Source organism: Mesorhizobium sp. M1050, from assembly GCF_040318715.1.
Classification (GTDB): Bacteria; Pseudomonadota; Alphaproteobacteria; order Rhizobiales; family Rhizobiaceae; genus Mesorhizobium.
Genome location: NZ_JAMYMV010000031.1, coordinates 60,788 through 69,369 on the forward strand (window position 1 = coordinate 60,788; position 8,582 = coordinate 69,369).

At 64.1% G+C, this 8,582-nt stretch carries 12 protein-coding genes and 1 pseudogene; 10 read left to right on the forward strand and 3 right to left on the reverse strand.

What is annotated here, in order from left to right:
- The 3 genes from NKH57_RS18180 to NKH57_RS18190 all read right to left on the reverse strand — a co-directional run bounded on the left by NKH57_RS18180 (position 1) and on the right by NKH57_RS18190 (position 2,113).
- Positions 1-216 (reverse strand): KTSC domain-containing protein, encoded by a 216-nt coding sequence (locus NKH57_RS18180; RefSeq protein WP_023761794.1) that lies wholly within the window; start codon positions 214-216, stop codon positions 1-3.
- Positions 217-460: 244 nt separating this feature from the next.
- Positions 461-583: a hypothetical protein gene (locus NKH57_RS18185; protein ID WP_280948961.1), complete on the reverse strand. Its 123-nt coding sequence runs from the start codon at positions 581-583 to the stop codon at positions 461-463.
- Positions 584-919: 336 nt separating this feature from the next.
- Positions 920-2,113: a DUF1173 domain-containing protein gene (locus tag NKH57_RS18190; protein ID WP_352945859.1), complete on the reverse strand. Its 1,194-nt coding sequence runs from the start codon at positions 2,111-2,113 to the stop codon at positions 920-922.
- Positions 2,114-2,298: 185 nt separating this feature from the next.
- Between NKH57_RS18190 and NKH57_RS18195 the strand changes: the two genes are divergently transcribed.
- The 10 genes and pseudogenes from NKH57_RS18195 to NKH57_RS18240 all read left to right on the forward strand — a co-directional run bounded on the left by NKH57_RS18195 (position 2,299) and on the right by NKH57_RS18240 (position 8,543).
- The gene (locus NKH57_RS18195; RefSeq protein WP_352945861.1) at positions 2,299-2,931 is read left to right on the forward strand and encodes a hypothetical protein; all 633 of its coding nucleotides are present in this window, start codon (positions 2,299-2,301) and stop codon (positions 2,929-2,931) included.
- A gap of 12 nt (positions 2,932-2,943) precedes the next feature.
- Entirely contained in the window at positions 2,944-3,987 is a 1,044-nt protein-coding gene (locus tag NKH57_RS18200) for a DUF7146 domain-containing protein (RefSeq protein WP_352945863.1), read from the forward strand.
- 247 nt (positions 3,988-4,234) lie between these two features.
- The gene (locus NKH57_RS18205; protein WP_352945865.1) at positions 4,235-5,176 is read left to right on the forward strand and encodes a DUF2493 domain-containing protein; all 942 of its coding nucleotides are present in this window, start codon (positions 4,235-4,237) and stop codon (positions 5,174-5,176) included.
- Between the two features lie 60 nt (positions 5,177-5,236).
- Positions 5,237-5,497, forward strand: coding sequence for a type II toxin-antitoxin system prevent-host-death family antitoxin (locus NKH57_RS18210; protein ID WP_352945867.1), 261 nt, complete (start codon positions 5,237-5,239; stop codon positions 5,495-5,497).
- Positions 5,487-5,897, forward strand: a pseudogene (locus tag NKH57_RS18215) (hypothetical protein). Before NKH57_RS18210 ends, NKH57_RS18215 begins: the two are co-directional and overlap by 11 nt.
- A gap of 157 nt (positions 5,898-6,054) precedes the next feature.
- A complete protein-coding gene (locus NKH57_RS18220; RefSeq protein WP_352945869.1) occupies positions 6,055-6,336 on the forward strand; it encodes a type II toxin-antitoxin system TacA family antitoxin in 282 nt (93 codons plus the stop codon).
- Positions 6,337-6,588: a hypothetical protein gene (locus NKH57_RS18225; protein ID WP_352945871.1), complete on the forward strand. Its 252-nt coding sequence runs from the start codon at positions 6,337-6,339 to the stop codon at positions 6,586-6,588.
- On the forward strand, positions 6,579-7,112 hold the full coding sequence (locus NKH57_RS18230; RefSeq protein ID WP_031259999.1) for a hypothetical protein: 534 nt from the start codon (positions 6,579-6,581) through the stop codon (positions 7,110-7,112). The genes NKH57_RS18225 and NKH57_RS18230 overlap by 10 nt, the downstream gene beginning before the upstream one ends.
- Positions 7,113-7,820: 708 nt before the next feature.
- The gene (locus tag NKH57_RS18235; RefSeq protein WP_352945873.1) at positions 7,821-8,144 is read left to right on the forward strand and encodes a DUF736 domain-containing protein; all 324 of its coding nucleotides are present in this window, start codon (positions 7,821-7,823) and stop codon (positions 8,142-8,144) included.
- Between the two features lie 57 nt (positions 8,145-8,201).
- Positions 8,202-8,543 carry a hypothetical protein gene (locus NKH57_RS18240; protein WP_352945875.1) on the forward strand — a complete coding sequence of 114 codons (342 nt, stop codon included), beginning with the start codon at positions 8,202-8,204 and terminating at the stop codon, positions 8,541-8,543.
- Positions 8,544-8,582 lie beyond the last annotated feature (39 nt).

Consider the following 8,582-nt stretch of genomic DNA (forward strand, 5'->3'; position numbering starts at 1 on the left):
TCAGCGCTCGTCGTCGCCTGAAATTCGACGATACCGGAAGTGATTTCGAATGTGGTCGTTGAAAAAGCGGCCCTTGGCGAAGGCTGCCCGGAACGCCGCAAAAGTCTCCGGCGGCACACCTTCAAACTCGTAGCGCTTGCCACTGGCGACAAACCACACGGACAAGACACGGCTCTCCGGATCATAGTCTGTTTTGCTTATCGAGGTGGAGGGCATAGACCCTTGCTCTTTTTACGAAACCACGCGCCTGTGCATCAACTTCGCGATTGCATTAACGTTCCTCGGCGCGTTGTTTGGACTACAGCGTTTGGGCGCATTCTCCCCCGGGAGAAGGGCTTGCACAGTTCACGCCACGACACCCGTTCGACAACTGGCGCAACCGCACAAGTGCCAAGCGCTTCGTGCACCCAACGATGGGTGAGCGTGCCGGGACCATCGCCGCAGCCGGCGCGCTGGCCCTTCAAGCGGCCATGCAGAACGGCGACAGCCTGCCCGAGTTCAACGTGTCGAACTTGATCGGGCGAAGCCGGAACCGATCATTGGCATCGCCTCCGTCGTCGACGGCGGCACGATCGACGTCCACGGGCAGCGCATCCGCTTCAACGGCATCGATGCGCCGGAGAGCAGGTAATACTGCCATGGCGCCTAGGAATTGAGAATAGCCGTGCGGCCGGCGATCGGTAGGAGCGGTCGACGCGTTCCGCCTCGATACCCATGCAGTGCACGTTCGTAACCCGGCCTCACTATTGCCGTTTAGTCGGAGAGTCCCGGCGCGCAGACGGGGCCAGCGGGCGGCATGGATGGTCCAGCATGGCCAGTCACTCGATTGGCACGCTATAGCCACGGCGCCTACGCGGAACATCAGGCGAAGCCCAAGCGGCAAAGCTCGGCATTCGGATTGGGACATTCCGTCCCACGCTCAAACCGGTAGCGGCGGCATGTCGCCTTCGCCGACCCGCCACACCCAGGAGCCGATCTCCGGTCGCGCGGCCATCATTTCCTCAAGCGACGCTTCGAAGGTCTCGTGCGCTCCGGCCGGAACGACAAAGAGCGCTATCGGCTCGTCCCTGTTCTGGAGCAGTGCGTTGGCGATCGGCTGGTCGGTTTGCAGGTCGTAGCGCAATCCCTTCACGCTTTTCTCGCGAAGGCGGGCGAGCGCGTCGACGAGCCTTTTCTCCGGGATCGTCTCGTAAGGAATCCAGTTCTCGGACACCACCATCAACGCGACCTCCTCGACAATGGCGAGGCCGGCCGCGTTCAGTCCAAACGTCGCGATCGCCATCAAATGTGAACTGGAATCCGCTCCCCACAGTGACAATTCTTTCTCGAAACGTATCTGCAAACGCCGATCCAATGCATTGTCGATGTAAAAGGGAAAGCCGGGCAAATGTCTGATGACAAGTTTCTGACCGGAGCGGGCAGAAACAATCTCTTTCACCTCGCCGACCAGAACCAGTAACTTTCGTGGGCCGGATTTCGGCGGGAGCGCCATGCCGAGAGCCGCATTGCGACGATGTTCGATCGCTTGCCTGTTCTCGGCGCGAAACGGCTCGGGCACGAACAGGATATCCGCGAGGGGTCCGCCCCTCACCGTCATTTGCCCGGCAGCCTCGAGCAGATGCCAGCGGACATTCCACCAATGTCGCTTGCCGGCCCATCGGGATGTCCAGACCGTCAATTCGGCCTCGTGCCAGAGATAATGAAGGAGGCCACGCAGCGACATCCTCCTGGGATCGGCGGTTGCGCTGGCGGAACTTTGCCCTGCAGGCACGGATGCTGCGCGGCTCCCTGTCTTCGACAGGCTGAAGTCCAGTTTGAGGGCCGCTATGCCGCTTTGCGGATCGAGCTGTATCGCGCTGCCCATCAAGGCGCCCAGACCGGACATCTGGTAAGGCGATTCGTATGAATCGCAGGATGGATCATGCCCGCCGCCGCTGAGCGGCATGCGCTTGATCAGGTGAAGGCCGCCGATGCGGGCGATGTACATCGGGCAGCCCGGCTCGCGGCACAGGCATAGCGGACGCTCGGTGCGGGCATAGGCGTTCGCCAGCGCCGCCTGCAGGTCAGGCGCTCCCTCCTCGTAGACCTCACTGCCAATTCTGAACCGTCGCATCACCTCCGCAGCTCCAGGTCGTCGCCGCATCCCTGTGCGCGCATTCAAGTCATGGCTTTGCGCAGAGTGCAACCCGTTTGGTGCATCGGCGCCAGAGGCAGAAAGGAGCCGGGAGGAGTGCGGCCCGGCTGGCGCACAGAGAGTGCCGGCGCGCGCGCCACTCCCCTCTCGCGAAGGACATTTTCATGAACATTGCTTCGACCACCTCAACCGTCGCACGTATCGGCGCTTCCGTCTGCGCGCCGACGCACGCCCGCATCAACAACGCTCAGGCGATCTATCAGGCGGCAATGCGGCTTTTGCCCTTCCTCGAACACGGCAAGCCTGTCACCACCGCCGCATTGCGCACCGCCACGACGACAAGTTTTGGCGGCAGCGATGCGCAAGGGTTCTGGGTCTGGAAAGACGCCTATGAGGCGCTCGAAACCGCCCAGGTGCTGTTTCTGCGCCGGTTCGGCCCTGCGATCCTGTCCCGGTCGACCACGCCGCGTGCAACGCTGGCGATGATGAAGCGCATCGCCGAACTTCTTCCCACCCATACGCGACGCTCCGAAGAGAGCCAGGCCATGCAGCAGCTCTCTACGCCCTTGCCGCTGGCCTTCATCACGGCGCGCGCAGCGTCGATCGCATCTTGCGACCTCGTTCTCGAACCCTCGGCCGGCACCGGTCTGCTCGCCGTCCATGCCGAGATCGCGCGCGCCTCGATCACACTCAACGAGCTTGCCGAGACGCGGGCCGATCTCCTCGGCCTGCTGTTTCCCCGGTTCCCCGTCTCGCGCTACGACGCCGCCCATATCGACGATCATCTCGCGCTTTGAGGGAAGGCGATCATGACCGGCTCGGCCTCCGAGCTGGCGCGCCGCCTTGGCGAACACGCCGAGGCAGTGTGCCGCGAATATCTCTCCAACGGCCATCGCTCCGGCAATCACTGGATCGTCGGCGATGTCCGCAACACGCGCGGCCGCTCAATGCATGTGCGGCTGAGGGCAAACGCCAAGGGCCCGGCGGGTAGGTGGGTCGACGAGGCGACATCTGAATTTGGCGATCTGCTCGATGTCATCCGTGAAAGTTGCGGCCTCGTCAACTTCCGTGACATCGCGGATGAAGCGCGTCGCTTTCTCTCTATGCCGCCGCCACCGCCCCAAGCTCCTGGCGCGCAACGCCAGCCTGCCGCCGCACCCGGCTCGCCTGATGCCGCGCGTCGCCTGTTCGCCATGTCGCAGCCGATCGCCGGCACGTTGGCCGAACGATACCTCGCCGGCCGCGGCATCCTGCTTTCCGCGCATGAGCCCGCGCTGCGCTTCCATCCCGGCTGCTACTACAAGGATCTCGTAACGGGCGAGACGCAGACTCTTCCTGCGCTCATTGCCGCTGTCACCAGCCTCGACGGGCAGATCACCGGCCTACAACGCACCTGGCTTGATCCTTCGGGCCAGGGCAAGGCGCAACTCGCGGATCCACGCCGCTCGCTGGGGGATCTCCTTGGCAACGGCATCTGGCTAGGCCACTTGCCCGGAGCGCCCGTCCCGGTCATGGCCGCGGGCGAGGGGCTCGAGACGATGGCCTCGCTACGGACTGTGATGCCGGTGCTGCCGGTGGCCGCGGCCACCTCGGCCAATCACCTTGCCGGCCTGAGGCTTCCCCCCGGCTGCCGCTGCCTCTACATCGCGGCCGACGCTGACGCCGCCGGCCGGCACGGCATCGAACGTCTCAGCCAGCGCGCAGGCGAGTCAGGAATCCTCGCCCTGGTGTTGCGGCCGCAGCTCGGCGACTTCAACGACGATCTGCGCCATCTCGGCCCAGCTCATCTCGCCGCATGGCTCAGCGATCAGCTCGTCCCGAATGATGCCCGTCTCTTCCTGCCACCAGGATGAACGGGCGGGGCCGGCAGGCGGGCACGGTCGGCGTCACCGGAAGCCTTGCAGGCATGGCGACGGTCCGCCGGAGAGGCTGCGCCCGCGGCCTGCCCGAGAGGCGACCCCTGCCACCCCCCGGTCACGGCCGCAACGGCTGCGCCGTCCTCCGCTCGCGCTTCGGCCTTCGGTGCGGCCGCGCCCGCGGCGCGGTCGGGATGCGCTGTCAGGCCGCGATAGGCGCGGCCACAACCGACGGAGACACGCCATGACCTACGAGCTTCCTTTCGACGACGCCTACGAGCCCTTCCACGCGTCCTCGCCGACCGACCGCGTCATCCTCGAACTGCAGATGTACGGCTATCGCCCGCATCAGGACGATCCCGACCCTCGGCCCCTTCCCGACGACGAGGTGATCCGGGCCGGCCTCGCCGGGATCGTCGAGACCTTTGCGGGCATGCTCGGCGATACCAGGCTCGAACCCGATCTTGACGACCTGCTCTGGTCCTTCGCAAACGTCTTCCACCGCGCCGCCGAGCGCGTCGCCCGCAGCCTCGACCGCAATGAGGAGGCCCAGCGCTTGAGCCAGCAGGAGCAGGACGGCTCGGAGGTGAAGTCCGTCGAGCTGGAACGGCTGACCGCGGAAGGCATCACCTATATCGAGCGCCGCAACGTGCTGGAAATCATGCGCGATGAGGCCGCCGACCTCTACGAGGCACAAACCGGATCGGCATGGCGGCCGCGCACCGGCTCCAAGGTCTCTCATCAGGCGATGACCGCGTCGGTGATCGACTCGAGAGACTTCCTCGCCGCCCGCCGCCACGCCGAAACCGAGGTGCTGGTGCCTGCCGGCACCAAGATCGCCTTCGCCGGCGGCCTCGACTGCAACGATCACGACCGGATCTGGGAGGCGCTCGACAAGGCCCGCGAGAAGCATCCCGACATGGTCCTGCTCCACGGCGGCAGCCCGCGCGGCGCCGAGCGCATCGCCGCCTGCTGGGCCGAGAACCGTAAGGTCACCCAGATCGCCTTCAAGCCGGACTGGAATCGGCACGCCAAGGCGGCTCCGTTCCGCCGCAACGACCAGCTTCTCTCGGTGGTGCCCTATGGCCTGATCGTCTTTCCCGGCTCCGGCATCACCGACAACCTCGCCGACAAGGCCCGTCGGCTCGGCATTCCCGTCTGGCGGTTCGCGGAGGGCGGCGCGTGAGCGCCGTTTTCTTGCAAATCCAGAAAATCTGGAATATGGAGATCGAAAAGGAGTCCAGCCATGCGTCAGTTCACGACGGGGGATCTCAACAAGCAGGTTGGCGACGTCACCGACGTTGCCAGTCGCGAACCAGTTATTCTCACCAAGCACCGCAAACCCCGGTTCGTGCTGATGAGCTACGAGCACTACGAACGGATGCGCAACGGCGGCGATCCCCGCCGCGCATACCGTGTCTCCGAGATGCCGGAGGAACACACGGAACTCTTCGCCGCCGAGATCGACCGGCTAGCGCGCGGCGAAGGATACGATGATGAGCGGTAGATTTCTGCCCGGTCAGGTGATCTCTTACCCGTATCTTTGGGCCCGTATCTTTGGGCATGGCAACACGAGCGCGGCGAAACGGAAGGCCGCAACAGCCGGCCGACCTGCGTGGTCATTGCTGTCCGCAGCGCAAGAGACGGCCTGACCCATCTCGCGCTCCTGGCGATAACCACCTAGCCACCGCCCGCCGATCGAGTCGGCTTGGAAGTCTCTGCTATCGAGTGCCGCCGCGCCGGTCTGACCGATCTCAAGCGCTGTTGGATCGTGGTTGACGAATACAAGTACGATATTGCCGAACTGGTACATCTAATCCGACGGTAAGCCCCTCGGTCTGATGAAGATCGCAGCCGCCTTTATCGAAGCGCGCAGCGAGGGCCGCCGCGTCAGCCGTCTGGATTGACGTTCTCTTTTTGCGGCAGGGGGCTTGCGTCGGATCGGATCAGTCCGCCGTTTCCGCATGCCTGTACGCCGGTCGCAGGAACAGGAATGTTCGTCGCGCAAATCCGGTGTCATGCTGCTTTGCGCCGACGTATTCAATTCCAGCACAGGAACGCAGCATGGCCGCCGCCGCAAATAGGAAGATATCCGTGTCGATGCGGTTTCGTAGCGATGATCTCACCATCATCGACCGCGGTGCTGAGCTGCTCGGCCTGTCGCGCGCGGAGTTCATGCAGCGCGCAGCACTCCACGAGGCGCGGGCCGCCATCCTCAACGAAACCGTCATCCGCGTGTCCCCGCAAGCCTATGACGCCTTCATGCAGGCGATCACAGCCCCGGCCGCTCCGTCCCCGCCGAAGGCGGCCGAGCGGCTGCGTCGGTCCCCGCCTTGGGACCGCTAGGTGGCGCTTTCAAGCATCGAACTCCTCGACGATGCGCGCCGCGTTGACAGCTTCGATTGCGGCAAGCCGGCGCTCAACGCTTGGCTGGCCGACTTCGCGCGAAGGAACCAGGCCCGCGGGTTTATCCGCGTCCTGGTCATTCACGACGAGGGAACAGTCGTCGGCTACTACGGCCTCGCGCCGGGCCAGAGGGAGAGGGCGGCCGGCGCGGGGCGGGGGACGCTGGAGAGAAGGGAGTCACGATGTCGATGATATTCATAGGCGGATCACGCGAGATATTCGAGCTGCCGGAACCTGCCATCACTCGCATCGGCGCAATCGTTGCTGCCGAGCACGGCGTGCTGATTGGCGACGCGCCCGGAGCCGATGCCGACGCGCAGGGCTTGCTCGCTGGCTATGGCTACGAACATGTCGGGGTCTTCCATGCTGGCAAGGAACCCCGCAACAATCTGGGCGACTGGGCCGCCTACCATGTCCCGTCACCTGAAGGCACTCATGGATATTGGTTCCACGCCACCAAAGACCGGGAGATGGCGCGGCGCGCCGACTTTGGGATGATGGTCTGGGACGGCGCATCACCCGAGACGGCCGTCAACATGCTTCGGCTCGCCATCGCGAACAAGCCGTGCGTCATTTACGATCTGGCCAGGGGCCGGATGGCGACGACGTACAATGTGGAGGACTGGTGCGCCATGCTCCGCCATGCCGGTTCGGACATTCGCCGCCAAGCCGAAGCCCGCATGCTGCCGGAGGAGCGTCTAACGTTGCCAGGATGATGAATGCGGTCCTGCCGACAGCCCGACGGGTCCGATCCGATATGTTGTTCCGGCTCCTCGCCGCCTAATCCACTTGTATGAGCGGACGGAGCCGGCGCCTTTCGAAACCGGTCCACGCGCAGAGCCGCGGGGCGTTGTGCGGATGATCATCTTAACCCGTCTCGCCTCTGAAGCGGGTGCAAGCGTGCCGAACAACATCCTGGCTTGCCAGGTCATCCAACCTGACTGCGCGGTATCGTCTCCCAGGGGCGTGAAGTTCGCTGCGGCTCCGATCTCAAAACCGCTGTGCCGCCATATCCGAACACGCAGGGCGGTTCACGCGCCAGGCTGCTATTCGATGTGTTGGCGGTGCCGACGACATGACTCGAGAGGCTGCAGCGTGTTCCTGCGATCCGGCAGCGTTACGTCGGCGGTCTAGCGATGGCGGCCTGAGTTCTTGTCCATCTGCTGCATCCGGGGCCATTCCCGTTTCATGTCGCCTTTGTAGACGACCGCCTGCTTTGTGCGGTCAACCCCGTTGGGGGTACACTCGACGAATATTCAGGAAAATTCGATTTCTGTTTTTTGTCTGCGGGCAGGCGAAGGGCCTGCCCGCTATTTTTCGGCAAATAGAATTTTCCAGAATTTTCGCCGAGATGACCGCAGCAGGACGGTCCTCTCCTTTGGCGCCATCGGGAATGGTCCCGATGCAACCGAAGGAGAACCACCATGGCCACCACGATCGCAAACCTCACCACCAAGTCCGACGGCTCGATGGAAGGCGTCTTTGCCACGCTGCGGGTCAACGCCCCGATCACCCTGATCCCGAACCCCAACAAGTCGCGCGAGGACGCGCCCGACTACCGGATCGTCAACAGGCGCACGGGCTTCGAGATCGGAGCCGGCTGGCACCGCATCTCCCAGCGTTCGGGCGAGGAATACCTCTCAGTCAAGCTGGAAGCTCCTGAGATCGGCGTCATCTTCGGCAACCTCGCACCCGCCCCGGGCGGCGAGGAAAACAAGAAGGTCATCCTCTGGAACAACCCCCAGTGAGGCATCGGTGGCCGGCCCCGCAACGGGCCGGCTCCCCCCCGGCAAAAGGAAGTTGCTATGAGCCGCTACACCATCACTGTCACTGTCACCGTCACCGGAAAAGTCCGCTCGGATCCAGACGCTGTCATCGGTTACGACCCACCGCTTCGGACCTACTCCCTGCAATCGTTCCTGCACGAAGAAACCGACGAGCCCGCGCTCTGGCTCGGCACCCACGATCGCGCGTGCGAAGCACTTGAGGATATTCGCCATGCAGCCATCTCACACGGCTACGACTTCATGGCGCTGTCGCCCAAACTGGCCGCAAAGCTGGTCGACGACAAAGCGGCAGCAAGCGGCCGTCCGGAGCGGGACGGCATCTTCGGTGAACTGCTGAAACACCTCAACCAACCCAAGTAGGCAAACACATCTCAGGGCCCGCGACGGAGTACTCCGTCG